This window comes from Isoptericola maris (genome assembly GCF_048065335.1).
Lineage (GTDB): Bacteria > Actinomycetota > Actinomycetes > Actinomycetales > Cellulomonadaceae > Isoptericola > Isoptericola rhizosphaerae.
This window is the reverse complement of sequence record NZ_JBLUNY010000007.1, coordinates 46,425-73,154: the sequence shown is the minus strand read 5'-3', so window position 1 is coordinate 73,154 and position 26,730 is coordinate 46,425. Positions and strand designations below refer to the sequence as shown.

Sequence of the window (26,730 nt, the reverse complement as noted above, 5' to 3'; positions counted from 1 at the left end):
GGCGGACGGCGGCCCCACCGTCCCGCATGGTGGGGCCGCGCGCGCGGGGTCGTCGGCGGCGCCGTCAGCCGAGGTCGAGCCCGAGGAGATCCTCGAGGGTCTCCCGGCGGACCATGACGCGGGAGGCGCCGTCCGCCACGGCCACCACGGGCGGGCGCGTCAGGCCGTTGTAGTTCGAGGCCATCGACCGGCCGTAGGCGCCCGTGGCCGCCACCGCGAGCAGGTCGCCGGCCTGGACGTCACCCGGCAGCATCACCTCGTGGACGACGACGTCACCGCTCTCGCAGTGCTTGCCGACCACACGGGACAGCACCGGCGCGGCGGTCGACTCCCGGCCCACGATCTCCGCGTGGTAGTCGGCGCCGTAGAGGGCCGGGCGGATGTTGTCGCTCATGCCGCCGTCCACGGAGACGTACAGGCGGGTGAACGTGGCACCCTCCGGTGCGCCCTCGGCCGGGGCCGTGACCGCCACCGGCTTGACCGTCCCGACCGTGTACAGGGTCAGCCCCGCGGGCCCGACCACCGCCCGCCCCGGCTCGATCGAGAACCGCGGCAGGGACGTGCCCAGCTCCCGGGAGGCCGTGGCGACAGCACGAGCCACCGAGCGGGCCACCGGGGCCGGCTCCAGCGCCTCCTCGCCCGGCAGGTAGGCGATGCCGTACCCGCCGCCGAGGTCGACCTCGTCGACGAGCACCCCGGTCCGGCCCGCCAGGTCGGCGCGCAGCTGCAGCACCACCCGCGCCGCCGCCTCGAAGCCCGAGGCGTCGAGGATCTGCGAACCGATGTGCGAGTGGATGCCCAGCAGCTCCAGCTCGGGCCGGGCCACGACGGCCTCGAGGGCCGCGAGCGCCGGCGAGGTGCCGCCGTCGGACGCCGGGTTGACCGAGAGCCCGAACTTCTGGTCCTCGTGAGCCGTCGAGATGTACTCGTGGCCGCCCGCGTGCACGCCCGTGGTGACCCGCACCATGACCGGGGCGGTGACGCCGCGCGACGCCGCCAGCTCGGCCACGCGGTCGATCTCGACGAACGAGTCGACGATGAGCCGGCCCACCCCGGCGTCGAGCGCGGCGAGGATCTCGGCGTCGGACTTGTTGTTGCCGTGCAGCCCGATCGCGGAGCCCGGGACGCCGGCCCGCAGCGCCACCGCGAGCTCGCCGCCCGAGGCGGTGTCCACCCGCAGGCCCTCCTGCGTGGCCCAGCGCGCGACGGCGACGGTCAGCAGCGCCTTGCCGGCGTAGTAGACGTCGACGCCGGCACCGACCTCCCCGAAGGCGGCCTCGAACGCCGTCCGGTACGCCCGGGCACGGGCACGGAAGTCGGCCTCGTCCAGCACGTAGGCCGGGGTCCCGTGCTCGGACGCGAGCTCGCTCACCGGGACGCCGGCGACCTCGACCTCGCCGTCCTGGCGACGCCGCACGCCCGCGGACCACGGTTCGCCGGCGGCGCCCGGCCCGCCCGTCGGCAGCGCCTGCTGCCCGGTCGGCACGGCGCTCACATCCGCTCCGGCGCGGTCACGCCGAGCAGGGCGAGGCCGTTGGCCAGCACCTGGCGCACCGCGTCGTTCAGCCACAGACGGGTGCGGTGGACGTCCTGGACCGCCTCGTCCGGGTAGGGCAGGACGCGGCGGTCCTTCTGCTGGTACCACGTGTGGTAGTCACCGGCGAGCGCCTCGAGGTACCGCGCGACCCGGTGCGGCTCACGGAGCTCGGCCGCCTGCGCGACGATCCGCGGGAACTCGGTCAGGCGGCCGAGCAGCGCCGCCTCGGTCGCGTGGTCCAGGAGCGACGGGTCGAACCCGTCCTGCCGCGACACCGCGCGGTCGGCCGCGTTGCGGTCCACCGCGCAGGTCCGCGAGTGCGCGTACTGCACGTAGTAGACCGGGTTCTCGTTCGTGGCGCGGGTGAGCAGGTCCAGGTCGAGGTCGATGGTGGAGTCGACCGACGACCGCGCGAGCGAGTAGCGGGCCGCGTCGACCCCGACGGCGTCGACCAGGTCCTCCAGCGTGACCACGGTCCCGGCGCGCTTGGACATCCGGACGGGCTGGCCGTCCTTCACGAGGTTGACCATCTGGCCGATGAGGAGCTGCAGGTTGGTGCCCGGCGTGTCGCCGAACGCGGCGCACACCGCCATCATCCGGCCGACGTACCCGTGGTGGTCCGCGCCGAGCATGATGATGACCTCGTCGAACCCGCGCTCGCGCTTGTCGAGGTAGTAGGCGATGTCACCGGCGATGTAGGCGGCCTCGCCGTCCGACTTGAGGACCACCCGGTCCTTGTCGTCCCCGAACTCGGTGGTGCGCAGCCACGTGGCGCCGTCCTTCTCGAACATCCGGCCGGCGTCCCGCAGCCGGGCGACCGCGCGGTCGACGGCGCCGGACTCGTGGAGGGAGTCCTCGTGGAAGTACACGTCGAAGTCCACGCCGAAGTCGTGCAGCGACGCCTTGATCTCGGTGAACATGCGGTCGACGCCGCGGGCCCGGAAGACCTCCTGGGCCTCGACGTCGGGCAGCTCGCGCGGGTCCGGCTCGCCCGCGGCCAGCGCGTCGGCGATCACCGCGTCCGCGATCTCGGAGATGTACTGCCCGCCGTAGCCGTCCTCGGGCGCCGCCGCGCCACGCGCCCGGGCCAGCAGCGACCGCGCGAAGCGGTCGATCTGCGCGCCGTGGTCGTTGAAGTAGTACTCGCGCGCCACCTCGGCACCGCTGGCCTCGAGCACCCGGGCCAGCGAGTCGCCGACGGCGGCCCACCGCACGCCGCCGATGTGGATGGGCCCGGTCGGGTTCGCGGAGACGAACTCCAGGTTGACCCGCTTGCCGGCCTCGGAGTCGCCGCGCCCGTAAGCGGCGCCCGTCTCGACGATCGTGCGGGCGAGCTCGCCGGCCGCGGCCGCGTCGAGCGTGATGTTGAGGAACCCGGGACCGGCGACGTGGACGGCCTGGATGCCCGGCGTGGCACCGAGACGGCCCGCGAGCTCCTCCGCGAGGGCCCGCGGCGACGTTCCCGCCTTCTTCGCGAGCTGCAGCGCCACGTTCGTCGCCCAGTCCCCGTGCTCGCGCTGACGGGGTCGCTCGACGTGCACCGACGCCGGGACCGCGTCGGCAGGGAGCGCGAGGGCGCCGTCGGCCACGGCCGAGGCGAGGGCGGTGCTGAGTGCTTGCGAGAGCTCGTCGGGTGTCACCGGGGGATTCTATCGGCCCGGCGACGGCGACCGGCTCCCGTCCCACGGTCCTGTTTCCGACCTGCACATCCGCGGTGATAGTCTCGGTCACCGTGCCGAAGGGTCGCCTCGTGCGAACCGTCCGGTACCCGCGCCTGTAGCTCAGTGGATAGAGCGTCTGCCTCCGGAGCAGAAGGTCGGGGGTTCGAGTCCCTCCAGGCGCACCGTCTCGAGGCCCGTACCGTGCACCCACGGTGCGGGCCTTCCTCGTCCCCACCGGCGTCGTCACGACGTCTTTACGACGCGCCTGCCACGTCCGCTTGGACGCCGTCGCACCCACACGTTAGGTTCCAGGCAGCAGTCGACGACGACGACGACGCGTGGTTCCGCACGACCCGGCGGTCCGCGTGGCCACTGCTCCCCGCAACCCGGAGGACCCATGATCGACCACACCGTGCGCACCTACGGGTCGGACGAGCCCCTGGCCCGCACCGACCAGCTCGCCTGGAAGATCGCGGAGGTCGCCACCGAGCAGGCCGACCCGACCGACGCGGTGACCGACATGGTGATCAACCGCATCATCGACAACGCCGCCGTCGCGACGGCGTCGCTGGGCCGCGCACCGATCCTCGCGGCGCGGGCCCAGGCCGAGGCGCACCCCGTGTCACGCGGCGGCTCCGGTGCCACGATCGTCGGCAGCCGCGAGCTCACCAGCCCGGAGTGGGCGGCCTGGGCCAACGGCGTCGCCGTGCGCGAGCTCGACTACCACGACACCTTCCTCGCCGCGGACTACTCGCACCCGGGTGACAACATCCCCCCGATCCTCGCGGTCGCGCAGCACCTGGGCCGCGACGGCGCCGACCTGCTGCGCGGGATCGTCACCGGCTACGAGATCCAGGTCGACCTGGTCAAGGGCATCTGCCTGCACGAGCACAAGATCGACCACGTGGCCCACCTCGGCCCCAGTGCCGCGGCCGGCATCGGCACGCTCCTGGGCCTGTCGACCGAGACGGTCTACCAGGCGATCGGGCAGGCGTTGCACACCACCACCGCCACGCGGCAGTCGCGCAAGGGCGAGATCTCGACGTGGAAGGCCCACGCCCCCGCGTTCGCCGGGAAGATGGCGATCGAGGCGGTCGACCGGGCCATGCGCGGGCAAACTTCCCCCAGCCCGATCTACGAGGGCTCCGACGGGTTCATCGCCTGGCTGCTCTCCGGGCCCGAGGCGCGCTACACCGTGCCGCTGCCCGCCCGCGGCGAGCCGCGCACCGCGATCCTCGACACCTACACCAAGGAGCACTCCGCCGAGTACCAGGCGCAGGCGTGGATCGACCTCGCGCGTCGCCTGGGCCGCGAGCGCCCCGAGCTGCGGCAGCCGCAGGCCGTGCGCTCGATCGTGCTGCACACCTCGCACCACACGCACTTCGTCATCGGCTCCGGGTCCGGCGACCCGCAGAAGTACGACCCGACCGCCAGCCGCGAGACGCTCGACCACTCGATCCCGTACATCTTCACCGTGGCGCTGCAGGACGGCGCCTGGGACCACGTCGGCAGCTACGCGCCCGAGCGGGCCGGGCACCCCGACACGATCGAGCTGTGGCGCAAGGTCACCACGGCGGAGGACCCCGAGTGGACCCGCCGCTACCACTCGGCCGACCCGGACGAGAAGTCGTTCGGCGGGCGCGTCGAGATCGAGCTCGCCGACGGCACGCGTGTCGTCGAGGAGATCGCCGTCGCCGACGCCCACCCGCTCGGTGCGCGGCCGTTCGGCCGGGCGCAGTACGTGGAGAAGTTCCGCACGCTGGCCGACGGGGTCCTCACCGGCGACGAGATCGAGCGCTTCCTGGACCTCGCCCAGCGGCTGCCGGAGCTCGGCGCCGACGAGCTGGCCGGGCTGACCGTGACGCCGGCCGACGACCCGGCCGCCCGTGCCGCCGTCGTCCCCGGGATCTTCTGATGCTGTACTCGACGCAGACCCCCGCGGCGAAGCGCGCCGCGCTGCGCGAGCGCCTGCGCTCCGGCGAGCTGTTGCAGCTTCCCGGCGCGTTCAACCCGCTCTCCGCCCGACTGATCGAGGCCAAGGAGTTCGACGGCGTCTACGTCTCGGGTGCGGTCGTCGCGGCCGACCTCGGCCTGCCCGACGTGGGGCTCACCACGCTGAGCGAGGTCGCCGGCCGCGCCGGGCAGATCGCCCGGATGACCGACCTGCCGACCCTCGTGGACGCCGACACCGGGTTCGGCGAGGCGATGAACGTCGCCCGGACCGTCCAGACGATGGAGGACGCCGGCGTCGCCGGCCTGCACATCGAGGACCAGGTCAACCCCAAACGGTGCGGGCACCTCGACGGCAAGCAGGTGGTCGACGACGCCACGGCGCTCCAGCGCATCCGGGCCGCCGTCACCGCCCGACGCGACGAGAACCTGCTGATCATGGCCCGCACCGACATCCGCGCGGGCGCCGGGCTGGAGGTGGCGATCGAGCGCGCCCAGGCCCTCGTCGACGCCGGTGCCGACGCCGTCTTCCCCGAGGCCATGCAGGACCTCGACGAGTTCGCGGCCGTGGCCGCCGCGCTGGACGTCCCGGTGCTCGCGAACATGACCGAGTTCGGCAAGTCCGAGCTGTTCACCGCCGCCCGGCTGCGCGACGCCGGGGTCGCCCTGGTGATCTACCCCGTCTCCCTGCTGCGCCTGGCGATGGGCGCCGCGGACCGCGCGCTCGACGACCTGCGGACCGAGGGGTCCCTCGCGTCGCACGTGCCCAGCATGCAGACCCGCGCCGAGCTCTACGAGCTCCTCGACTACCCCGCGTACAGCACGTTCGACGCCGGGGTGTACGACTTCTCCCTGGAGACGCACCACAGCCACCACCGCCCCGTCTGAACCGGCGCGCCACCCGCGCCGGGCGTCGTTGAGAGCGAAGGAGCACCGATGACCGAGCCCCGAACCCCGTCCGACGTCCGCAAGGGCCTGGCCGGAGTCGTCGCGGACACCACCGCGATCTCGAAGGTCGACCCGGAGACCAACTCCCTGCTGTACCGCGGGTACCCGGTCCAGGACCTCGCCACGAGCCAGCCGTTCGAGGCGGTGGCCCACCTGCTCTGGCACGGCGAGCTGCCCACCGACGCGGAGCTGGCCGAGCTCCAGCGGCTCGAACGGTCGCTGCGCCCCATGGACGACCGCACCCGGCGCGCGATCGACGACGTGCCGGTCGAGGCGCACCCGATGGACGTGCTGCGCACCGCCGTCAGCCAGCTCGGTGGCCTGGACGACACGCTCGGCCGGGAGGACGGCATCCTGGACCCCGAGCTCAACCAGGGCCGCGCCGTCTACCTCTTCGCTCAGCTTCCCGGCATCGTCGCGTACAGCCAGCGCCGGCGGCACGGCCTCGAGCCCGTCGCCCCGCGCGACGACCTCGACTACGCGCGCAACTTCCTGTGGCAGACGTTCGGCGAGGTCCCGGACGACGCCGTCGTCGACGCGTTCCGCGTCTCCCTCGTGCTGTACGCCGAGCACTCGTTCAACGCCTCCACGTTCACCGCCAGGGTCATCGCCTCGACGCTGTCGGACGTGTACTCCGCCGTCACCGGCGCGATCGGTGCCCTCAAGGGGCCGCTGCACGGCGGGGCCAACGAGGCCGTGATGCACGCCTTCTCCGAGATCGGCACCGCTGACCGGGCCGAGGCCTGGCTCGACGAGGCCCTGGCCGCCAAGCGCAAGGTCATGGGGTTCGGCCACCGGGTCTACCGGCACGGCGACTCGCGGGTGCCCTCGATGAAGGCAGCGCTGGACGCTCTCGTGGCGCACTACGACCGCCCCGACCTGGCCGAGCTCTACACCGCGCTCGAGTCCGCCTTCGTGGACCGCAAGGGCATCTACCCGAACCTCGACTACCCGGCGGGCCCGGCCTACCACCTCATGGGCTTCGACACCCCGACGTTCACCCCGCTCTTCGTCGCCGCGCGGGTGACCGGCTGGACGGCGCACGTCGCCGAGCAGCAGGCGGCCAACTCCCTGATCCGCCCGCTCTCGCAGTACGTCGGCCCCGAGCGTCGCGAGGTGCCGTCGCCGTAGCAGCGCGCGGCAGTAGTGTCGGGGCCATGTCCACGAGCTACTCCGACTTCGAGTTCGAGCGCCGATTCCTCGTCCGGCGGCTGCCTGACGTGCTCCGCGACGCCCCGTCGCTCATCGTCCAGTCGTACTTCCTGTCGGACGGCGGCTACGCGCTGCGGGTCCGCATCCAGGCGGGCGGCATCGACGTCGGGGTCGACGGCGAGAGCGACCCCGCCGAGATCATCGCTGCGCACCGGGAGCAGTTCGACTTCGCCGCCGTCACGGTGAAGGGGCCGTCCGCCGGCGGCACCCGGTACGAGGCGGAGCGCCAGCTCGACCCGCTGGTCGGGGTCGAGCTGGTGCGCCGCGGTGGCGCGCGCGTCGTCAAGACCCGGTACGCGGTGTGGCTGGGTGCGGACGGGTGGTCCGTCGACGTCTTCGGCGGAGCCAACAGCCCGCTCGTCGTCGCGGAGTGCGAACGCTCGGGGCCCGTGACGGAGCTGCAGATCCCGGACTTCTGCGTCACCGAGATCACCGACGACCGCCGGTTCTCCAACGAGTCGCTCGCCGTCGGCCCGTACGGGCAGTGGGCCGCCGACCATGCGAAGGAGCTCGCACGGACCGGGCCTCGCTTCCGGGAGGACTTCGGGGAGAACCAGCGGCTCGAGTCACCGTAGCCGTCTGCCCTCGGCGGCCGCCGCACTACCTCGCGGCGGGCGGGGCTCAGTGCCAGGTGGAGACTTCCTCGACGCCGGCCCGGTACTCGAAGTGCCAGGGCTCGTACTTGCCGGAACCGCCGCGCTGCGCCCACGGCGGGTTCTCCCACCCGTAGGCCGGGGCGTTGTCCCACAGCCACTTGTAGACCTCGGCGCTGCCCGTCTCCTTGGAGCACAGGTCGATCGCCAGCCCCCAGCCGTGCATCGACGTGCCCGGGGTCGCGGCGAGGAAGCCACGGCTCGCCTTCACCGAGTACTGCGAGGAGAGCGAGCGATAGCTGTCCACGAGGCAGAGGTCCCGGCCGAACCGCGCCCGGAACGCCTCGTTGAGCGCGCTGAGCGAGACCGCCGCGTCCGGGCGCAGCTGCTCACCGCTCTGCCACAGGTCGCACAGGGAGTGGTCGGTGAGCTGGCCGTTGGAGCCCTCGACCTGGGTGCCGGCGTCGCAGTCCGGCAGCGGGTCACGCTCGGTGGTCCGGCTGGCGGCGGCCGCGACGCTCCGCTCGCGAGGCGCCGCCGCGATCGCGGCCGCCGTCCCGGGCGTCTTCGCACCCGACTGCAGCAACGACAGCGTCGAGGGCCCGGTGGGCGCCGTGTCCAGGTCGAAGGGCGAACGCTCGTCCGCATCCGCCGCGCCGGTCAGCGGTACGGCGATGGTGGCGGCCGCGAGGGATCCGAGGACCGTGGCGCGCGTGACCCACGTGTGCCCCGTCGGCGCGGCGTGCGCACCTCTGCCGCGGCTCTTCGGCGCGCTCGACGTCCGACGGCGAGGAGGGCGTCCGGAGCGCCCCTCGGCCGCCTCCCGGATCTCACGCCGGGAGCGCGGAACGGGGCCGTCGCCCTGAGACGTCGTGTCCACGCCACCTCCGTGCCTCTCGTGCCGCGCCCGTGCGACACCCTCTCGAGCTGTTGGTCTCACGTCCTCACGGACCGACGACGGCGAGCTCACGCCGACGCCGTGGTCGATCCGTCACGCACCTTAGCCGTGACGTGGCCCACCGCCAAGTCCTCCTTGTTCAAGACCTGTTCACCGCAGCCGCTGCATCGCGTCGCGGACCTCGCCGACAAGTTCCTCGAGGATGTCCTCGAGGAAGACGACGCCGACAGTGCGCGGCCCGTCCTCCACCCGGGCGAGGTGCGCACCTGATCGCTGCATGGCCCGCAGCGCGTCCTCGACCTCGTCGTCCGGGCCGACCTGCGCCGTGGCGCGGACCCGCCACGCGGGCACGGGCCGGTCCCGGTCGCCGTTGGTCGCGTAGAGCACGTCCTTGAGGTGGAGGTAGCCCACCAGGGCCCCCGGCACGCCCTCGTCCGGTGCGTCGACCACCGGGAAGCGGCTGAAGCCCGTACGTGAGACGAGGTGCTCGACGTCGTCCGGCGTCGCCCCCGGCGTCACCGTGACGAGCGAGTCGAGCGGCACCATGACGTCCCGCGCCGTGCGCGAGGAGAACTCGAACGCCCCCGAGAGCAGGCCCTGCTCGTCGGCGAGGACGCCCTCGGCACGCGAGTGCTCGACGATCGACTGGACCTCCTCGGCGGTGAACGCCGAGGCCACCTCGTCCTTGGGCTCGACCCCGAGGAGGCGTATCACGTGGTTGGCCACCCAGTTGAGCGCCACGATGATCGGCCGCAGCACCCGGGCGACCAGCACCAGGGGCGGCGCGAACCACAGCGCCGCCGTCTCCGGGCCGCTGACGGCGAGGTTCTTGGGCACCATCTCACCCAGCACCACGTGCAGGTACACCACGATGCTGAGCGCGATGACGAGCGCCACCGGGTGCACGAGCTGCTCCGGGATGCCGAGGGCCGCGAACGGCCCTTCCAGGAGGTGCGCCAGCGCGGGCTCGGCGATGATCCCGAGCCCCGTCGAGCACACGGTGATCCCGAGCTGGGCGCACGCGAGCATGAGCGAGACGTGCTCCATCGCCCACAGCACGATCTGCGCCCGCTTCTCCCCCGCCTCCGCCCGCGGCTCGATCGTGCTGCGCCGGACGGACAGGACGGCGAACTCCGCCCCGACGAAGAAGGCGTTGGCGACGAGCAGCAGCAGCCCGATCAGGAGTGCGGTCCCCGTGCTCATCGGGCCACCCCCCGGACGCGCAGGCGCTCGATGCGACGGCCGTCGACCAGCTCGACGCGAAGGCTCACGTCGTCGACCTCGATGCTGTCACCGACCTCCGGGAGTCGGCCGAGGTGGGACATGACGAGCCCGCCCAACGTCTCGTAGGCGGAGCCCTCCGGGACTCGCAGGCCCGTCGTCTCGACCAGCTCGTCCGGCCGGAGGACGCCCGGCACGATCCAGGAACCGTCCGCCGCGCGCGCCGTCCCGCCGCGGCGCCGGTCGTGCTCGTCCGCGACGTCGCCCACCAGCTCCTCGACGACGTCCTCCAGGGTCACCACGCCGGACGTCCCCCCGTACTCGTCCACCACGACCGCCATCTGCAGCCCGAGCCCGCGCAGCTCGACGAGCAGCGGGCCCAGGTTGACCGTGTCCGGCACCCGCGGGGCGTCGACCATCAGCGCGCCGGCGGGTACCTCGTCCCGCTTGGCGTACGGGACCCCGACGGCCCGGCGCAGGTGCACCAGGCCGACGATGTCGTCGCGGTCGTCACCGATGACGGGGAACCGGGAGTGCCCGGTCCGGTGGGCCAGGGCGACGACCTCGGCAGCGCTCGTCCCGCGCCGGACGACGGACATCCGGGTGCGGTCCGTCATCACGTCACGCGCGACGAGGCCCTCGAGCTCCAGCGAGTTGGCCAGCAGGGTGGCGGTGCCCTCCTCGAGGGTGCCCTCCTGCGCCGACCGCCGCACGAGCGACAGGAGCTCGGTCGCGGACCGTGCACCGGACAGCTCCTCGCGCGGCTCGATCCCGAGCCGGCGCAGGATGGCGTTCGCCGAGCCGTTCAGCACCGCGATGAGCGGGCCGAACACGATCGTGAAGACCCGTTGCAACGGGACGGCGGTCCGCGCGGTGGCGTGCGGCGCGGAGAGGGCGAAGTTCTTCGGGATCAGCTCGCCGAAGAGCATCGAGAACGCGTTGACGACCAGCAGCGCGAGGACAGCGGCCAGGACCCCGGACACGGCGGTCCCCAGTGGCGTCGCGGCGAGCCCGGCACCGAACAGGCTCAGCAGGGCCGGCTGCGCGGTGTAGCCGAGGAGGACCGTGGTGACGGTGATGCCCACCTGCGCGGAGCTGAGCTCCGTGGACAGGTGCTTGAGCCCGGCCCGGACGATGCGGTCCCGACGATCGGGGCCCTTCCGGCCGGGCGGCGGACTGTCGCCCTCCTCGTCGTCGCTGCCCACGACGGCGGGGTCCAGCGTCACGAGCGAGAACTCGCTCGCCACGAAGATCGCGGTCCCTGCGGTGAGCAGGACACCGACGGTGATCATGATCGTCTCGGTCAGCACGGCAGGCCTCGCAGGCCCGGATATCGACTGTCATCCATCGTGGCAACGATGCTAACCCGGAGTCGGCGCAGCGTCCCGTCCCGCCGCCACGCCAGCGCATCCCCAGCGAACACCCAGGTTCTGAGTGCAAGATGGGCCTATGACCACCAGTGCGACCAACCCGGGACAGGGCCAGCAGAATGCCACGGTCCTCGTCGTCGAGGACGAGCCGGCGATCGCGACGGCGATCGCCCAACGCCTCTCGGCAGAAGGGTGGCGGGTCGAGGTCGCTCGGGACGGGATCTCCGGCGTCGACGCCGCCGCACGGCTCCACCCCGACGCCGTGGTGCTCGACGTCATGCTCCCCGGCCTCGACGGCCTGGAGGTGTGCCGCCGCATCCAGGCGGACCACCCGACACCGATCCTCATGCTGACCGCTCGCGACGACGAGACCGACATGCTGATCGGTCTCGGTGTCGGCGCCGACGACTACATGACCAAGCCGTTCTCCATGCGCGAGCTGGTCGCCCGCGTCAAGGCGCTGCTGCGCCGGGTGGAGCGGGCCGCGCAGGCCGCCGCCGCCGCGCCCGCCGACCCGCCGCTCGTCGCCGGGGACGTCACGATCGACCGGGCCCAGCGCCGGGTGCACCGTGCGGGCGACGAGGTCCACCTGACCCCGACGGAGTTCGAGCTGCTCGTGATGCTCGCGAGCGCACCGAAGACCGTCCAGACCCGCGAGAAGCTCCTCGCCGAGGTCTGGGACTGGGCCGACGCGAGCGGGACGCGGACCGTCGACTCGCACATCAAGGCGCTGCGCCGCAAGCTCGGGCCCGACCTGATCCGTACCGTGCACGGGGTGGGCTACGCGTTCGAGCCCCCGGCGGGCTGACGTGGGCGTCGTGCGCGACGACGACCATGCGCGGTGGCGGGACCACCGGCTGCCGGACGTCCGACCGCTGGACCCCGTCCACTCCCTGAAGGTCAAGCTCGGGCTCCTCGTCGTCGCGAGCGTGACCGTCGCCGTGGTCATCACCTGGGTGGGTCTGCGCAACGAGCTCGGGCCCAGCCGCACGTTCCCGCTGGCGATCATCGTCTCGCTCGTGCTCACCCAGGTCCTCGCCCGCGGCATGACGTCGCCGCTGCGGCAGATGACGGCCGCCGCGCAGACGATGGCCGACGGCGACTACTCCATCCGCGTGCGCTCGACGAGCCAGGACGAGGTCGGTCAGCTGGCCGAGGCGTTCAACACCATGGCGCGGGACCTGGAGGCCTCCGACCGTATGCGCCGCGACCTCATCGCGAACGTGTCCCACGAGCTGCGCACGCCGGTCGCCGCGCTGCAGGCCCAGCTCGAGAACATGGTCGACGGCGTCACCGAGCCGACGCCGTCGTCCCTCGAGCTCTCCCTGGAGCAGACCGAGCGGCTCAGCCGGCTCGTGACCTACCTGCTGGACCTCTCCCGCGTGGAGGCCGGCGCGTCGGCGCTGATGCTCACCCGGTTCTCGGTGGGCGACTTCCTCGAGGAGTGCGCCGAGGCCATGTCGATGGTCGACGCCGCCAAGGGACTCACCTACGTCGTGGACGTCACGCCCGAGGACCTGCCCCTGGAGGCGGACGTCGAACGGCTGCGCCAGGTGGTCACCAACCTGCTCCAGAACGCGATCCGGCACTCCCCGCACGGGGCCACGGTGCGGCTGGACGCCTACCCGCAGGGCGACGACGTCGTCATCGAGGTGGGCGACGAGGGCCCCGGCATCCCCGCCGAGGACCGCAACCGGGTCTTCGAGCGGTTCGCGCGCGGCACGACGGACGCCCGGCCCCAGCCCAGCGCGAGCGGCGGCACCGGCATCGGCCTGGCGATCGTGCGATGGGCCGTCGACCTGCACGGGGGTCATGTCGCCGTGGCGGACACGGAGCCGGGCGCGACCATGCGCGTCACTCTTCCGGCCGTCGCCCGACCGGCTCCGGGAGTGACGACGGAATCCGCCGCCTGAACGCGTGAGATCCATCACACTGCATGGTCTTGTGCTGTTCTCCGTGAGCCTCGCATGACGCTGGCGACGCAACTGCTGCCATCACTTTCCTGCCCTATTACCCCGACACCACTCGGCGGTGAGAGACGGCCCACGAACCGCGTCGTGCCGCCGCCGCCACCGCTCCGAACAAGCGGGCGAGGGCATAGGCTGGAGGGGCCCGAGAACGGGTGCGCAGTCCGAGCAAGCAGTTCGAGCAAGCAGTTCGAGCACGTAGTTCGACCGAGCAGTGCAACCAAAGCATTCAACCAAGCAATACGGGAAAGTGGGCGATCCGGGCGTGGTGTCCCCAAAGGCTGGGTCAGAGTCGATCAACGCCGGTAGTGCGTCGTTCGGAGCGAACGAGTGGCTCGTGGACGAGCTCTACGAGCAGTACCTGAAGGACAAGAACGCGGTCGATCCCGCGTGGTGGGACTTCTTCGCGGACTACACGCCGGACGACTCGTCCGACGGTGCCGCGAGCACGGGCGAGAAGAAGGCCGCACCGGCCGAGCAGACCACCTCGGAGCCGGCCCGGAAGCGGCCGGCCGAGGGCGAGGCCACCGCGTCGACCCCCGCCTCGGGCACCGCGGCCGCCGAGGCGTCGCAGGCGTCCGAGCCCGCCCCCGTGCCGGCCGACCCGGAGGTCTCCGCCGCCGACGCGCCGGTCGCCGAGGCGCTGCCGTCGACCGCGCCGTACGCCGAGGTCGCCCGGTCCACGCCCAAGGACGAGGACGGCGAGGCCACGGACGACGTCCAGAAGCTCCGCGGACCGGCGGCCCGGGTCGTGACCAACATGGAGGCGTCCATCGCGGTCCCGACGGCGACGTCGGTGCGCGCGGTGCCCGCCAAGCTGATGGTCGACAACCGCATCGTCATCAACAACCACCTCAAGCGCGGTCGCGGCGGCAAGATCTCCTTCACCCACCTCATCGGCTTCGCGCTGGTCGAGGCGCTGGCCGACATGCCGGTCATGAACGCCCACTACGAGGAGACGGACGGCAAGCCGCACATCGTGCAGCCGGCGCACGTCGGCTTCGGCCTGGCGATCGACCTGGCCAAGCCCGACGGCACCCGCCAGCTCCTCGTGCCCAGCATCAAGAAGGCGGAGGAGATGGACTTCGCCGGCTTCTGGGCCGCCTACGAGGAGCTCGTGCGCAAGGCCCGCGGGGGCAAGCTCGGCATGGACGACTTCGCCGGCACGACCATCTCGCTGACCAACCCGGGCGGCATCGGCACGGTCCACTCCGTCCCCCGCCTCATGAAGGGCCAGGGAACCATCCTCGGCGTCGGGGCCATGGACTACCCCGCCGAGTTCGCGGGTGCCTCCGAGGAACGGCTCGCCCGACTCGGGGTGTCCAAGGTCATGACGATCACGTCGACCTACGACCACCGCATCATCCAGGGTGCGCAGTCCGGCGAGTTCCTCAAGATCCTCAGCGGCAAGCTGCTCGGCCTGGACGGGTTCTACGACCGCGTCTTCGCCGCGCTGCGCGTGCCGTACGAGCCCGTGCGCTGGGTGCGCGACAACACCGTCGACGCCGAGGTGGAGGCGGCGAAGCCGGCCAAGATCGCCGAGCTCATCCACTCCTACCGCTCGCGCGGTCATCTCATGGCGGACACGGACCCGCTCGCCTACCGCCAGCGCAAGCACCACGACCTGGACATCCAGAACCACGGGCTGACGCTGTGGGACCTCGACCGGGTCTTCCCCACCGGTGGGTTCGGCGGGACGCCCAAGGCCACGCTCCGCGACACCCTCGGGCTGCTGCGCGACTCGTACTGCCGCTCGATCGGCATCGAGTACATGCACATCGCCGACCCTGCCCAGCGCAAGTGGCTGCAGGACCGCCTCGAGCACGGCTACGCACGGACGCCGCGCGAGGACCAGCTGCGCATCCTGCGCCGACTCAACTCCGCCGAGGCGTTCGAGACGTTCCTGGCGACCAAGTACGTCGGGCAGAAGCGCTTCTCGCTGGAGGGCGGCGAGTCCGTCATCCCGCTGCTCGACGCGATCCTGTCGAAGTCGGCCGAGAACGGCCTCGACGAGGTCGGCATCGGCATGGCCCACCGCGGGCGCCTCAACGTCCTGGCGAACATCGCCGGCAAGAGCTACGGGCAGATCTTCAAGGAGTTCGAGGGGCAGATCGACCCGAAGTCCGTCCAGGGCTCCGGCGACGTCAAGTACCACCTCGGCACCGAGGGCACGTTCACCGCGGAGTCCGGTGCCACCACCAAGGTCTACCTCGCGGCCAACCCGTCCCACCTGGAGGCGGTGGACCCGGTGCTCGAGGGCATCGTGCGCGCCAAGCAGGACCGCATCGACCTCGGTGGCGACGGCTTCTCCGTGCTCCCGATCCTGGTGCACGGTGACGCGGCGTTCGCGGGCCAGGGTGTCGTGCCGGAGGTCCTGAACCTCGCCCAGCTGCGCGGCTACCGCACCGGCGGCACCATCCACGTGGTCATCAACAACCAGGTCGGGTTCACCACCGGGCCGACGTCGTCGCGCTCGACGACCTACTCCACGGACGTCGCCAAGGGCTACCAGGTCCCGGTGCTGCACGTGAACGGCGACGACCCGGAGGCCTGCGTCCGCGTGGCCGAGCTCGCCTTCGCCTACCGCGAGCAGTTCGACCGCGACGTCATCATCGACCTCGTGTGCTACCGCCGCCGCGGGCACAACGAGGGTGACGACCCGTCGATGACCCAGCCGCTGATGTACAACCTCATCGAGGCGAAGCAGTCGGTCCGCAAGCTCTACACGAAGAACCTCGTGGCCCGCGGTGACATCACGGTCGAGGAGGCGGAGCAGGCGCTCAAGGACTACCAGGCGCAGCTCGAGCGGGTCTTTACCGAGACCAAGGGCAGCGGGTACACGGCGCCCGACGGTGCCGAGGAGGTCGCCGGTCTGGAGCGGCCGGAGTCCCAGCGCGAGGACGCCGGGACGATGGTCGGCTGGAAGACGTCGGTCCCCCACTCGGTGCTGGAGCGCGTGGGCGACGTCCACGTCTCGCCGCCCGAGGGCTTCAGCATCCACCCCAAGCTGGCGAAGATGCTGGAGAAGCGTCAGCTCATGTCCAAGGAGGGTGGCATCGACTGGGGCTTCGGCGAGCTCCTCGCCTTCGGCTCGCTGCTCATCGAGGGCACGCCGGTCCGGCTGGCCGGGCAGGACTCGCGCCGTGGCACCTTCGTCCAGCGGCACGCCGTCCTGCACGACCGCAACACCGGGGCCGAGTGGACGCCGCTGCTGTACCTGTCGGGCGACCAGGCCAAGTTCTGGGTCTACGACTCCTCGCTCAGCGAGTACGCCGCGCTCGGCTTCGAGTACGGCTACTCCGTCGAGCGCCCTGACGCCCTGGTGCTCTGGGAGGCGCAGTTCGGCGACTTCGTCAACGGTGCCCAGACGGTGATCGACGAGTTCATCTCGTCCGCCGAGCAGAAGTGGGCGCAGAACTCGTCGGTCGTCATGCTGCTGCCCCACGGCTACGAGGGGCAGGGCCCGGACCACTCCTCGGCGCGGATCGAGCGGTTCCTGCAGCTCGCCGCGGAGAACAACATGACGATCGCCCAGCCGTCGACGCCGGCCTCGTACTTCCACCTGCTGCGCAAGCAGGCCTACGACCGGCCCCGCCGCCCGTTGGTGGTCCTGACGCCGAAGCAGCTGCTGCGGCTGAAGGCCGCGGCCTCGGACGTCGAGGACTTCACCACCGGCACGTTCGAGGCGGTGCTGGGCGACGTGGCCGTCGCCGCGGGCACGATCCGGCCGTCGGCCGTCGAGCGCGTGGTGCTCTGCACCGGGCGCGTCTACTACGACCTCGTCGCCGAGCGCGAGCGGCGGGGGGACGAGGCGACCGCCATCATCCGGCTCGAGCAGCTCTACCCGTTCCCGGAGGAGCAGCTGCGGGACGAGCTCGCGAAGTACCCGGGCGCCGAGGTCGTGTGGGTCCAGGACGAGCCCCGCAACCAGGGCGCGTGGTGGTACCTCCACCTGGCCCTCCCGGAGGACATGCCGCGCGTCGACGTGATCTCCCGCCCGGCGTCCGCCTCCACCGCCGCCGGCACGGCCAAGCGCCACAAGGAGGAGCAGACGGTGCTGCTCGACGAGGTCTTCACCCGCTGAGGCCCGCACGACGAGAGGCCCCGGTCACGCCGAGCGCGTGACCGGGGCCTCTCGTCGTCAGCGACGGTGGTCTACCACCGGTCGTGGACGTGCTCGCTGATCAGCTCGTCGTAGAGCTCCCGCACGCCGGAGACGAAGAGCGGTCCCAGCACGTCGGCGTCGCCCGCGGCCGCGTTGAGGCGTGCCTGCTCCGGGTTGCGCGCCCCGGGGATCACGGTCGAGACGCCCGCACGCTGCCACACCCACGCGAGCGCGGCCTGGGCGGGCGTCAGGTCCTGCTGCAGGGCCGACGCGACCAGGGCCGAGAACCGCTGCGCCGCCTCGACGCCCGCCTCGAACGGCACGCCGGAGAACGTCTCACCGACGTCGAAGGCCTCGCCGGACCGGTTGAACGTGCGGTGGTCGTTCTCCGCGAACGTCGTGTCCTTCGTGTAGCGCCCGGAGAGCAGTCCGGAGGCGAGCGGCACCCGGGCGATGATCCCGACGCCCGCCTCGGAGGCCGCCGGCAGGACGTCCTCGAGCGGCTTGTGCCGGAACGCGTTGAGGATGATCTGCACGGTCGCGACGCCGGGACGGGCGATGGCGGTCAGCGCCTCGTCGACCGTCTCCACGGAGACGCCGTAGGCCGCGATCGCCTGCTCCTCGACCAGGGTGTCGAGCGCGTCGTACACCTCGTCGTCGGAGTAGACGGCCGTCGGCGGGCAGTGCAGCTGCACCAGGTCCAGCCGGTCGACACCCAGGTTCCGCCGCGACCGGTCGGTCCACTCGCGAAAGTTCGGCAGCACGTAGTTCTCCGGCACCTGGTCCGCTCGACGGCCCATCTTGGTCGCCACGGTGATGCCCTCGCCAGGATGGTCCGCGAGGAACCGCCCCAGCGCCTGTTCGCTCCGGCCGTCGCCGTACACGTCGGCGGTGTCGTAGAAGCTGACCCCGGCCTCCAGCGACGCCTCGAGCACGGCCCGCGACTCGTCGTCGCCGACCTCGCCCCAGTCCGCGCCGAGCTGCCAGGTTCCCAGGCCGACCACCGACACCATCCGTCCGGTCCGGCCGAGTACCCGCTGATCCATGTGAATTCCCCTCTGAAGTGACCACCACACGGTACGCGGACGTGGGCCCATCGGCGCGGCGACTACGGTGTGACCGTGAACACGACCTCGAACCCCGCTGCGCCCGAGGCGCCGTCGGGCACCCAGTACCGCCTCACCGCCGGGACGCACGCCGCCACGATCACCGAGGTCGGCGCCATGGTCCGGGAGTACACGGTGGGCGGGCGCGACGTCTTCGTCCCGTTCGACGAGGCGGAACCGGCGCCCGTCTTCAACGCCGCCGTGCTGCTGCCCTGGCCCAACCGCCTCCGGGACGGCCGCTACCAGGCCGACGGCGCGACCCACCAGCTCGCGGTGAGCGAGCCGGACCGTGGCACGGCTCTGCACGGGCTCGGCTGCTGGTACCGCTGGACCCCCGTCGAGGTGTCCGAGGACTCGGTGACGCTCGAGCTCGCCCTGCCGGCCCAGAAGGGCTGGCCGTTCCAGCTCACGAGCCAGGTCCGGTACTCCCTCGACGCCGAGCACGGCCTGGAGGTGCGCGTGACGACCCGCAACGTCGGCAGCGGCACCGCGCCCTACGGCGTGGGCTTCCACCCGTGGCTGTCCCCCGGCGGCGCCGACCTCGACATGTGCACCGTCCGGTTGGATGCCACCGAGCACGTGCGGGTCGACGAGCGCCTGCTGCCCACCGGCGTCGAGCCCGTCACCGGGGACCACGACCTGCGCGAGACCCGTTCCCTCGCGGGCCTGGACCTCGACGACGCCTGGGTCGGCGCGACGCGCGACGCCGACGGCCTCTCGTGGTGCCTCCTCGGCTGCCCCGACGGCCGGACCCCCGCGGTCTGGATGGACGACTCGATGGACTGCTGGCAGGTGTGCTCCGCGGACCACATCGCCGGGCACCGCCGGCTGGGCCTCGCCGCCGAGCCGATGAGCTGCTACGCCGACGCCTTCAACACCGGTGACCGGCTGGTGCGCCTGTCCCCCGGCGATTCGCACACCGTGCGCTGGGGTGCGACGCTGCGCTGAGCGGTGCCCGGGGGGTATCAGCGTGGACGCAGGGCTCTCCCTCGTCCTGGCGGGCGCGACCCGGGTGGTCGAGCGGGCCGCCAGGACGCGCTACCGGACGGCGTGGGATCATGCGGTGCCGCGTCCGAGCACGGAACAATGGCGGCGCCAACGGGAACAGCAGGGTGGTGAAGGTTCGTGACGGAGCGCGAGGTGCGCATCTGTGTGGTGGGCGACGAGCTCGGCGTGGGCGTCGGGGACGCCCGTGCCCTGGGCTGGACGGGCCGGGTGCTCGCGCGGACCAGGTTCGACCGGCCGGCGATGTCGTTCGTCCTCGCCGTGCCCGGGGAGACGACGTCGGCCCTCGGCGCGCGCTGGGAGTCCGAGACGGAGTCCCGCTTCGGCCCCGAGTCGACCCACGACAACCGCCTCGTGGTCGCGCTGGGCCGGCACGACCTGGACGCCGACCTCTCCGTGGCGCGGTCGCGGCTGAACCTGGCGAACATCCTCGACGTGGCCGACAACCGCCGGCTGGCGACGTTCGTCGTCGGGCCCCCGCCCGGACGTCCCGAGGACGGCGACCGCATCGCCGAGCTCTCGGCGGCGTTCGCGGACGTCGCGAACCGGCGCCGCGTGCCCTACGTGGACACGTACACACCGCTCGCCCAGCACGAGCAGTGGCTGGCCGATCTCGCGACGACGGGGGCGACCTATCCCGGCCAGGCCGGCTACGGGCTCATGGCGTGGCTCGTGCTGCACACGGGGTGGCACGCCTGGCTGGGACTGCCGAACGACGCCGACGGCTCGTGACCGTCAGCCGCGCGAGACGATGACGCGCGCGGAGGTGACGTTCGCCGTCAGGTAGGCGACGTTCCCCTCGCCCGTCGCGGAGCGGTCGACGGCGAGGGTCCGCGCCGTCGAGGGCTGCACCTCGCCGTCGAGCACCACCTGCCCGGCCGCGCCACGTACCTTGAGGCTGACCTCGACGTCCGGGTCGAGCCGCAGCGCTACGTCGCCCGAGACGGTCTTGGCCGTCACCATCGGCGCGGTCCCGGTCGCGGTGACCGCCACCGCCCCGGAGACGGTGCTGGCCGAGACCCGGCCCAGGGCGCCGTCGACCGCGAGCGCCCCGGAGACGACCTGCGCCGAGACGTCGCCGGCGTGGGCCGATGCCGCGACGTCGCCGGAGACGGACCTGAGGTAGAGCGAGCCGCTCGTGTCGCTGGTCCGGATCGCGCCCGTGACGGACTTGACGACGGTCCCGGTGGTGCCGCGGACGTCGACGTCGGCCTCCGCGGTGCCGACGTCGACGCTGACGCCCGGCGGCACGACGAGCCGCACGACGGCGCGCTCGGAGTCTCCCAGGGACTTGACCCGCGCGACGAACGCCTCGACCCGCGACCGTTCGTAGGCCACCCGGAGCCGGTCGCCCTCGCGCACCACCTGCAAGGGCTTCTTGCCGACCTCGACGATCTCCAGGACGGTCCGTCCGGCGGCGGGGTCCACGACGACGTCGACCCGGCCACCCTGCATCCGCAGGGACGCCGCGGCGACCCTGCCCACGTCGAGGGTCTGCGGGGCGGCGACCGCCCAGGACTCGTTGCTCATGGTGCCTCCGTGGTGCCGGACCGCCAGGGCGCCGCGATGGCGACCGCCCGTGTGGGATCATGGAGCGACCCCCCGTCAACCTTCTCCCGAGGAGACAGCCATGAGCAAGCGCGGAAGCAAGCGGCGCGGCCGCAAGAGCAAGGCCGCCAACCACGGCAAGCGCCCCAACGCCTGAGCCGCCGGGCCTGAGCCGAACGGAAGGGCCGGACCCCACGGGGGTCCGGCCCTTCGTCGTCCCCTGCCGCGTCCGGCGGTCCGCCCCCCCCGGGGGGGCCGGCCCATGCGCCCCCCCGCCGGGCGAGCGGGGGCCCCCCGCCCGCGGCAGGGTCAGTCAGCCACTGCCATGACCGTGATCTGCTCATGGATGCGCACGCGCAGCTCCGCGGGGGCCCGCTCGGCGCACGACCGCTTGACCAGCTTCTTGACGAGCTCCTCGAGGCTGAGCTCGGCCAGGCACGGCGAGCAGTGCGCCACGTGGGCGCGCATGCGGTGCTCGTCGTCCGGCGTCATCTCGGAGTCGAGGTACTCGTACAGGTGCGTGAGGATGTGCTGACAGTCGCTCTCGCCCTCCGCGGCCTCGTGCGGAACCGGCGTGATGTCGGCGTTCATGACTTCCCTCCGCGTGCTGCTGCCAGGCCCCGGTCCGCGGCGTAGTCGGCGAGCAGCTCGCGCAGCTGGCGTCGTCCACGGTGCAGCCGGGACATCACCGTCCCGATCGGTGTTCCCATGATCTCCGCGATCTCCTTGTACGGGAAGCCCTCGACGTCGGCGTAGTAGACGACCATGCGACGGTCCTCGGGCAGCTCGGCGAGCGCCCGCTTCACGTCGGAGTCGGGAAGACGGTCGAGCGCCTCCACCTCTGCCGAGCGCAGCCCCTGCGAGGTGTGCGTCGCGGCTCGCGCGATCTGCCAGTCCTCGATGTCCTCCGTCTGCGACTGCTGGGGCTGTCGTTGCTTCTTGCGGTAGTTGTTGATGAAGGTGTTCGTGAGGATGCGGTACAGCCAGGCCTTGAGGTTCGTCCCGGGCTTGTACTGGTGGAACGCCGCGAAGGCCTTCGCGAACGTCTCCTGCACGAGGTCCTCGGCATCGGCAGGGTTGCGCGTCATGCGCAGGGCGGCCGAGTAGAGCTGGTCGAGGTACTGCAACGCGTCACGCTCGAAGCGCGCGGCGCGGTCCGCCGTCGTCTCCTCCGGAGCGCGTTCGGTGTCCTCGCCGATCTCGTCCGCGGTCGGGTGCGCACCTGTTGTGCGCTCGGTCTCGTCGGTCATCACCGTCGAGCCTAGTTCAGCCAGCGCGACGGCGGCCGGTCGTTCTGGTGCAAGCGTGGCCACGGTCGGTGCAACGACACGAGGTCCGGTCCCATTCCCTGCGCCGCGGGCGTCATGATGCGACCGCCGCGAAGCGCCGCCGGTAGGCGACGGGGCTGGTGCCCAACCGACGGGCGAAGTGGTGCCGCATGACGGGGGCGCTGCCGAATCCCACGAGGCGGGCGACCTCGTCCACCGACGCCTCGGTGGACTCGAGGAGCTCTTGCGCGCGGGCGACGCGCTGGCGCGTGAGCCAGGCGCCGGGCGTGGTGCCGGTCTCGTCGCGGAACCGCCGCGCGAACGTGCGCTCGGAGAGCACGGCACGGCGCGCCAGGGCGGCGACGGTGTGCGGCTCGGCCAGGTTCTCGCGCATCCAGGCGAGCAGGTCGGAGAGGGAGTCGGCCTCGCAGGGCAGCGGGTCGATGACGTACTGCGCCTGACCGCCGTCGCGCTGGGGCGGGACGACCATCCTGCGGGCGACGGACCGCGCCGCCTCCCCGCCCAGCTCGGTGCGCACGAGGTGCAGCGCGGCGTCGATGCCGGCGGCGGTCCCGGCGCTGGTGATGACGCGGCCGTCGTCGACGTAGAGCACGTCCGGGTCGACCTCGGCCCGGGGTGCGGCCGCGGCGAGCCGGTCCGAGAACATCCAGTGGGTGGTGCAGCGGCGGCCGTCGAGGAGCCCCGCCGCGGCGAGCACGAACGCGCCGGAGCACAGCGAGAGGATCCAGGCGCCGCGGGCGTGGGCGTCGCGGACGGCCTCGAGGTAGGCGGGTGGGACCTCGATCCGGCCGTCGTCGGAGATGACGTCGTAGGCGACCACGACGACGACGTCGGCGTCGGCGGTGGCGTCCAGCCCGGCCTCGACGCCGACGGGGAAGCCGCCCTTGGTCGGGATCATCCCGGGCTCCGGGGTGCAGAGCGTGAAGTCGAACGTCGGCCCGCCCGTGGAGCGGCGGTCGATCCCGAAGACCTCGTAGGCGATGCCGAGCTCGAACGGGGCGACCCCGGGGACCACGACGGCGGCGACCTTGTGGATCATGCCTGCCATGCTGCCACGAGGCTGGCTGAAAGTCGACGCTCATTGACATACCTGCCACTGGTGGCTGGAAGTACACGGGCGAAGACTTACTGCCATGGATATCCTGCTGCTGCTCCTCGCCGCCCTCCTCCTCGCCGCCTGGGTCGTCACGCTCGGCCGCACCGTCCGGCGCGACGGCCTCGGGACCCGACAGCCCCCGTGCTCCCACCCCGCCTGGTGGGACGAGCCCTCGTCGGGCTGAACGGCGGCGGTCCCGACACGCCACCGCCGTCGGCGCGCATGCATCCGCGGCCTCTGCCAGAGTGAACCCATGCTGCTGCGACGACTCGCCCGCCCCCTGCTGGCCGCCCCGTTCGTGTACGACGGGCTCTCTGCCGCGCTGCACCCCGCCGAGCACACGCCGGCCGCGCGCGAGGGCGCCGACCGCGTGACCCAGAGCCTCGGGGTCGACCGGCTCGACGACACCCAGGTGTCGCTGCTGGTGCGCGCCCACGGGGCCGTCACCGTGGCCGCCGGGCTGCTGCTCGCCGTCGGCCGCGCGCCACGGACCGCCGCCCTCACGCTGGCGGCGCTCAGCGCCCCCCTGGCCGTCGTCAACGAGCCCTTCACGTCCAAGGGTGAGCTGCGCAAGGAGAAGACGGCGAAGTTCGTGCGGAACCTCGGCGCCGTCGGTGCCGCCGTCATCGCCGGGATCGACCTCGAGGGCCGCCCGGGCGTCGGCTACCGGATCGGGCAGACGCGCGCCACGGCCTCCCGGTCGGCGAAGCACACCGTGGAGTCCGCGACCAAGGACGCCAAGGCCGCCGCCCAGCACGCCAAGGCGTCCGTGGCGAAGGCCCGGGCCAAGGTGTCCTGACGTCCGGACGCGGCGTCCTGCGTCGGGCCGGGTCAACTAGGCTCGAACCCATGACGACAGCGCCCGACAGGACCACATCGCTCTGGGACGCCCCGGTGGCGGACGCCCCCCTGGACGCGACGGTCGAGGTGCCGGGCAGCAAGTCGCTCACGAACCGCCTGCTCGTCCTCGCGGCCCTGGCCGACGGCGAGGGAACGCTGCGCGGCGCCCTGCGTTCGCGCGACGCCGACCTGATGATCGAGGCCCTGCGGTCCCTGGGCGCCACCATCACCGAGGGCGACCACGCCAGCACGCTGCACGTCGCGCCCGGCGCCCTGACCGGCGACGCCGACGTCGACTGCGGCCTCGCCGGGACCGTCATGCGGTTCCTGCCGCCCGTGGCCGCGCTGGCCGACGGCGACGTCCGGTTCGACGGCGACCCCGAGGCGCGGGTGCGCCCCATGCTGCCGGTGCTCGCGGGGCTGCGCAGCCTCGGCGTCCAGGTGACCGGCGCCGGGCCGGACTTCCCCACGCACCTGCCGTTCACCGTGCGCGGGCGGGGCCGGGTCGCCGGCGGGGCCGTCGACGTCGACGCCTCCGGCTCCTCGCAGTTCGTCTCCGCGCTGCTGCTCGCCGCGCCGCGGTTCGAGCGGCCCCTGGTGCTGCGCCACATCGGCGCCACCCTGCCGAGCCTGCCGCACATCGCCATGACGGTCGCGACCCTGCGCGACGTGGGCGTGGAGGTGGACGACTCCCGCGACGGCATCTGGCAGGTGACCCCCGGGCCGATCGCCGCGCGCGACGTCCGCGTCGAGCCCGACCTGTCCAACGCCGCCCCCTTCCTCGCCGCCGCCCTCGTCGCGGGCGGCACCGTGCGCGTGCCGGGATGGCCGGAGCAGACCACCCAGCCCGGCGCGATGGTCCCCGGCCTGCTGGAGCAGATGGGTGGCACCGCCACCGTGGACGGCGACGTCCTGACGATCACCGGCACCGGGGAGATCCACGGCGTCGACGTCGACCTGCACGCGGGTGGCGAGCTCGCCCCGACCTTCGCCGTCCTGGCCGCCCTCGCCGACTCCCCCAGCCGGCTGCGCGGCATCGCGCACCTGCGCGGGCACGAGACGGACCGCCTGGCCGCGCTCGCCACCGAGATCACGCGCGTCGGCGGTCGCTGCGAGGAGACCCGCGACGGGCTCGTCATCACCCCGCGCCCCCTGCACGGCGACGTGTTCCGCACCTACGCCGACCACCGCATGGCGACGTCGGCCGCGCTGCTCGGCCTGCGCGTGCCAGGGCTGCAGGTCCAGGACGTCGCCACCACCGCCAAGACGCTGCCCGGCTTCGACGCGATGTGGCTGCGCATGCTCGGCCGCCCGGCGGAGGACCAGGGCTGATGGCCCGCCGGGTCCGCGACGAGCACGCGCGGTACGCGCGCCCCTCCAAGCACGGTTCTCGGCCACGCACCAAGCAGCGACCCGAGCACGCCGACGCCGTGACCGGCCTGGTCGTCGGCGTCGACCGAGGTCGCTACACCCTCGTGCTCGACGACGGCGGACCCGACGAGCGCGAGATCCTCGCCATGAAGGCGCGCGAGCTCAGCCGTACCCGCGCCGTCGTCGGCGACCGGGTGGACGTCGTCGGCGACACCTCCGGGGACGAGGGGACCCTCGCCCGGATCGTCCGCATCACCGAGCGCACCTCGGTGCTGCGCCGGACCGCGGACGACACCGACCCCTACGAGCGGATCGTGGTCGCCAACGCCGACCAGCTCGTCGTCGTCACCGCGCTCGCCCAGCCCGAGCCGCGCACCGGCATGATCGACCGCTGCGTCGTCGCGGCGTACGACGCCGGCATGGACGTCCTGCTGTGCCTGACGAAGGCGGACCTCGCCTCCCCCGACGAGCTGCGCGACCTCTACACCCCGCTGGGCGTCGAGGTGGTCGTGACCCGGCGTGACGCGCCCGACGCGGTCGAGTCCGTCCGCGAGCGCCTGCTCGGCCGCACGTCCGTGCTGGTCGGGCACTCCGGCGTCGGGAAGTCGACCCTCATCAACGCCCTGGTCCCGGACGCCCACCGGGCGACCGGCGTGGTCAACGACGTGACCGGGCGCGGGCGCCACACCTCCACCTCCGCCGTCGCGCTCCGGCTGCCCGTGGCCGACGGGACCACCGGGCGCGTCCACGACGGCTGGGTCATCGACACCCCGGGCGTGCGCTCCTTCGGCCTCGCCCACGTCGAGGCGGGGCACCTGCTCGCCGCCTTCGAGGACCTCGACGAGGTCGCGGCCCGGTGCCCCCGAGGCTGCACCCACCTGGCGGACGCTCCCGACTGCGCGCTCGACGAGTGGGCCGCCGACGCCCCGGACGAGGCGACCCGCGCGACACGCACGGCACGCCTGACGTCGTTCCGGCGCCTCCTGGCCTCGCGGACCGCTACCGTGTGACTC

24 protein-coding genes and 1 tRNA gene are annotated in these 26,730 nt (G+C 72.7%); 15 read left to right on the top strand and 10 right to left on the bottom strand.

Annotated elements, in window-relative coordinates; translation table 11 throughout:
• Positions 1–64 precede the first annotated feature (64 nt).
• Both lysA and argS read right to left on the bottom strand, forming a co-directional pair.
• Complete coding sequence (lysA, locus tag ACH5HR_RS11615) at positions 65–1,495, bottom strand: diaminopimelate decarboxylase (RefSeq protein WP_416477975.1); 1,431 nt, start codon at positions 1,493–1,495, stop codon at positions 65–67.
• Positions 1,492–3,177 (bottom strand): arginine--tRNA ligase, encoded by a 1,686-nt coding sequence (gene argS, locus ACH5HR_RS11610; protein WP_402375761.1) that lies wholly within the window; start codon positions 3,175–3,177, stop codon positions 1,492–1,494. Before argS ends, lysA begins: the two co-directional genes overlap by 4 nt.
• Positions 3,178–3,307: 130 nt before the next feature.
• On the opposite strand from argS, the gene ACH5HR_RS11605 reads away from it, so the two are divergent.
• The 5 genes from ACH5HR_RS11605 to ACH5HR_RS11585 all read left to right on the top strand — a co-directional run bounded on the left by ACH5HR_RS11605 (position 3,308) and on the right by ACH5HR_RS11585 (position 7,883).
• Positions 3,308–3,380 (top strand) — tRNA-Arg (locus ACH5HR_RS11605).
• 215 nt (positions 3,381–3,595) lie between these two features.
• Positions 3,596–5,113 carry an MmgE/PrpD family protein gene (locus ACH5HR_RS11600; protein WP_416477974.1) on the top strand — a complete coding sequence of 506 codons (1,518 nt, stop codon included), beginning with the start codon at positions 3,596–3,598 and terminating at the stop codon, positions 5,111–5,113.
• Complete coding sequence (gene prpB / locus ACH5HR_RS11595) at positions 5,113–6,036, top strand: methylisocitrate lyase (protein WP_402375765.1); 924 nt, start codon at positions 5,113–5,115, stop codon at positions 6,034–6,036. The genes ACH5HR_RS11600 and prpB overlap by 1 nt, the downstream gene beginning before the upstream one ends.
• Before the next feature lie 48 nt (positions 6,037–6,084).
• Entirely contained in the window at positions 6,085–7,227 is a 1,143-nt protein-coding gene (locus ACH5HR_RS11590) for a bifunctional 2-methylcitrate synthase/citrate synthase (protein ID WP_416477973.1), read from the top strand.
• Between the two features lie 26 nt (positions 7,228–7,253).
• A complete protein-coding gene (locus ACH5HR_RS11585) occupies positions 7,254–7,883 on the top strand; it encodes a CYTH domain-containing protein (RefSeq protein ID WP_416477971.1) in 630 nt (209 codons plus the stop codon).
• A gap of 46 nt (positions 7,884–7,929) precedes the next feature.
• Here ACH5HR_RS11585 and ACH5HR_RS11580 read toward each other — a convergent pair whose 3' ends face one another.
• The 3 genes from ACH5HR_RS11580 to ACH5HR_RS11570 form a co-directional block, all read right to left on the bottom strand.
• A complete protein-coding gene (locus ACH5HR_RS11580) occupies positions 7,930–8,781 on the bottom strand; it encodes a M15 family metallopeptidase (protein WP_402375771.1) in 852 nt (283 codons plus the stop codon).
• A gap of 168 nt (positions 8,782–8,949) precedes the next feature.
• Positions 8,950–10,002: a hemolysin family protein gene (locus ACH5HR_RS11575; RefSeq protein WP_402375773.1), complete on the bottom strand. Its 1,053-nt coding sequence runs from the start codon at positions 10,000–10,002 to the stop codon at positions 8,950–8,952.
• Positions 9,999–11,312, bottom strand: a complete 1,314-nt coding sequence (locus ACH5HR_RS11570) for a hemolysin family protein (protein ID WP_416477969.1) — start codon at positions 11,310–11,312, stop codon at positions 9,999–10,001. Before ACH5HR_RS11570 ends, ACH5HR_RS11575 begins: the two co-directional genes overlap by 4 nt.
• A 157-nt stretch (positions 11,313–11,469) precedes the next feature.
• On the opposite strand from ACH5HR_RS11570, the gene ACH5HR_RS11565 reads away from it, so the two are divergent.
• From ACH5HR_RS11565 to ACH5HR_RS11555, 3 genes are all read left to right on the top strand, one after another.
• On the top strand, positions 11,470–12,198 hold the full coding sequence (locus ACH5HR_RS11565) for a response regulator transcription factor (protein WP_402375777.1): 729 nt from the start codon (positions 11,470–11,472) through the stop codon (positions 12,196–12,198).
• A 10-nt stretch (positions 12,199–12,208) separates the two neighbouring features.
• Positions 12,209–13,303 (top strand): sensor histidine kinase, encoded by a 1,095-nt coding sequence (locus tag ACH5HR_RS11560; RefSeq protein ID WP_402375779.1) that lies wholly within the window; start codon positions 12,209–12,211, stop codon positions 13,301–13,303.
• A gap of 319 nt (positions 13,304–13,622) precedes the next feature.
• Positions 13,623–17,441, top strand: coding sequence for a multifunctional oxoglutarate decarboxylase/oxoglutarate dehydrogenase thiamine pyrophosphate-binding subunit/dihydrolipoyllysine-residue succinyltransferase subunit (locus ACH5HR_RS11555; protein ID WP_416477967.1), 3,819 nt, complete (start codon positions 13,623–13,625; stop codon positions 17,439–17,441).
• Between the two features lie 71 nt (positions 17,442–17,512).
• Here the strand turns inward: ACH5HR_RS11555 and ACH5HR_RS11550 are convergent, their stop codons facing one another.
• Positions 17,513–18,508: an aldo/keto reductase gene (locus tag ACH5HR_RS11550; protein ID WP_402375783.1), complete on the bottom strand. Its 996-nt coding sequence runs from the start codon at positions 18,506–18,508 to the stop codon at positions 17,513–17,515.
• 75 nt (positions 18,509–18,583) lie between these two features.
• Here ACH5HR_RS11550 and ACH5HR_RS11545 point away from each other — a divergent pair, with 75 nt between their 5' ends.
• On the top strand, positions 18,584–19,516 hold the full coding sequence (locus ACH5HR_RS11545; protein WP_416477966.1) for an aldose 1-epimerase family protein: 933 nt from the start codon (positions 18,584–18,586) through the stop codon (positions 19,514–19,516).
• 177 nt (positions 19,517–19,693) lie between these two features.
• Positions 19,694–20,305, top strand: a complete 612-nt coding sequence (locus tag ACH5HR_RS11540; protein ID WP_402375787.1) for a GDSL-type esterase/lipase family protein — start codon at positions 19,694–19,696, stop codon at positions 20,303–20,305.
• 3 nt (positions 20,306–20,308) lie between these two features.
• Here ACH5HR_RS11540 and ACH5HR_RS11535 read toward each other — a convergent pair whose 3' ends face one another.
• Positions 20,309–21,103 (bottom strand): DUF4097 family beta strand repeat-containing protein, encoded by a 795-nt coding sequence (locus ACH5HR_RS11535; protein ID WP_416477964.1) that lies wholly within the window; start codon positions 21,101–21,103, stop codon positions 20,309–20,311.
• Positions 21,104–21,203: 100 nt separating this feature from the next.
• Here ACH5HR_RS11535 and ACH5HR_RS11530 point away from each other — a divergent pair, with 100 nt between their 5' ends.
• A complete protein-coding gene (locus tag ACH5HR_RS11530) occupies positions 21,204–21,278 on the top strand; it encodes a 50S ribosomal protein bL37 (RefSeq protein ID WP_402375911.1) in 75 nt (24 codons plus the stop codon).
• A gap of 152 nt (positions 21,279–21,430) precedes the next feature.
• Here the strand turns inward: ACH5HR_RS11530 and rsrA are convergent, their stop codons facing one another.
• Genes rsrA through ACH5HR_RS11515 form a run of 3 tightly spaced genes read right to left on the bottom strand, consistent with a single transcriptional unit; the run spans position 21,431 to position 23,449 of the window.
• The gene (gene rsrA, locus ACH5HR_RS11525) at positions 21,431–21,712 is read right to left on the bottom strand and encodes a mycothiol system anti-sigma-R factor (RefSeq protein ID WP_416477963.1); all 282 of its coding nucleotides are present in this window, start codon (positions 21,710–21,712) and stop codon (positions 21,431–21,433) included.
• Positions 21,709–22,434 carry a sigma-70 family RNA polymerase sigma factor gene (locus tag ACH5HR_RS11520; protein WP_416477961.1) on the bottom strand — a complete coding sequence of 242 codons (726 nt, stop codon included), beginning with the start codon at positions 22,432–22,434 and terminating at the stop codon, positions 21,709–21,711. Before ACH5HR_RS11520 ends, rsrA begins: the two co-directional genes overlap by 4 nt.
• Before the next feature lie 49 nt (positions 22,435–22,483).
• A complete protein-coding gene (locus ACH5HR_RS11515; RefSeq protein WP_416477960.1) occupies positions 22,484–23,449 on the bottom strand; it encodes a helix-turn-helix domain-containing protein in 966 nt (321 codons plus the stop codon).
• Positions 23,450–23,543: 94 nt separating this feature from the next.
• On the opposite strand from ACH5HR_RS11515, the gene ACH5HR_RS11510 reads away from it, so the two are divergent.
• The 4 genes from ACH5HR_RS11510 to rsgA all read left to right on the top strand — a co-directional run bounded on the left by ACH5HR_RS11510 (position 23,544) and on the right by rsgA (position 26,727).
• A complete protein-coding gene (locus ACH5HR_RS11510; protein WP_416477959.1) occupies positions 23,544–23,690 on the top strand; it encodes a hypothetical protein in 147 nt (48 codons plus the stop codon).
• Positions 23,691–23,759: 69 nt separating this feature from the next.
• The gene (locus ACH5HR_RS11505; protein ID WP_416477957.1) at positions 23,760–24,305 is read left to right on the top strand and encodes a DoxX family protein; all 546 of its coding nucleotides are present in this window, start codon (positions 23,760–23,762) and stop codon (positions 24,303–24,305) included.
• 50 nt (positions 24,306–24,355) lie between these two features.
• The gene (gene aroA, locus ACH5HR_RS11500; protein ID WP_416477956.1) at positions 24,356–25,678 is read left to right on the top strand and encodes a 3-phosphoshikimate 1-carboxyvinyltransferase; all 1,323 of its coding nucleotides are present in this window, start codon (positions 24,356–24,358) and stop codon (positions 25,676–25,678) included.
• On the top strand, positions 25,678–26,727 hold the full coding sequence (gene rsgA, locus ACH5HR_RS11495) for a ribosome small subunit-dependent GTPase A (RefSeq protein WP_416477955.1): 1,050 nt from the start codon (positions 25,678–25,680) through the stop codon (positions 26,725–26,727). The genes aroA and rsgA overlap by 1 nt, the downstream gene beginning before the upstream one ends.
• Positions 26,728–26,730: the final 3 nt, after the last annotated feature.